Source organism: Lyngbya sp. CCY1209 (assembly GCF_035615495.1).
Classification (GTDB): Bacteria; Cyanobacteriota; Cyanobacteriia; order Cyanobacteriales; family Microcoleaceae; genus Limnospira.
This window is the reverse complement of record NZ_JAJENU010000350.1, coordinates 1-830: the sequence shown is the minus strand read 5'-3', so window position 1 is coordinate 830 and position 830 is coordinate 1. Positions and strand designations below refer to the sequence as shown.

Here is an 830-nt window from a genome sequence, read left to right as displayed (position 1 = left end):
TTATTCCCTAAACACAAAGTTAATGGGAAAACTATCAACACAACGGTCGTTAGATATGCCGATGATTTTGTGGTCATGTCCCAAAGCCGCGAAGTCATTGAACAGTGCAAGATTGCTATCTCCGAATGGTTAAAACCCATTGGACTCCAACTCAAGCCAGAAAAGACAAGAATCTGTCACACACTTCGAGAAATTGAAGTAAAAGGAAAAATGGTCGTACCTGGTTTCGACTTTCTAGGGTTCAACATTAGGCAATATCCTGCAGGAAAACACGTCTCCGGGAAAAGTGGGGGAAAGGTCAGTAGACTACTAGGCTTCGTAACCCACATAAAACCGAGCAAAAAGGCAATCAAAGCCCACATAGAAAAGGTAAAAGAGGTGATTAAGGAACACAAAACAGCACCTCAAGCCGCCCTGATTAAACATCTCAATCCCATCATTACAGGATGGTCAAGGTACTATTCAGGGGTAGTCTCCTCGGAGATTTTCAACAAGCTAGATAAAATACTCTGGCAACAACTGCGGGCATGGGTAGTGTCAAGATGCGGAAATTCCAAATACAAAACGCTCAGAAAATACTACCGAACAGGAATGGCAAAACTGAGCAACGGGGATGAAAGGAAGGACAAGTGGATTTTCCAAACCAAGGATGGTTTACGACTCCAAAAACACGCCTGGACTCCCATTGTCTACCACACGCTGGTCAGACCGAACGCATCAATGTATGACGGAAATTGGGTCTACTGGGCAACGAGGAGAGGGAAATCGCCAGAAATCTCAAACCGAGAAGCCCGACTGCTAAAAGACCAGAAAGGCAAATGCAAATGGTG

The 830-nt window shown here is 44.6% G+C and carries 1 protein-coding gene; it reads left to right on the top strand.

Features of this window, described 5'->3' with window-relative positions; all coding sequences use genetic code 11:
* Nucleotides 1-830: group II intron maturase-specific domain-containing protein (locus tag LKE08_RS09715; protein WP_324704020.1), on the top strand; the 830-nt coding region annotated here is incomplete at both ends.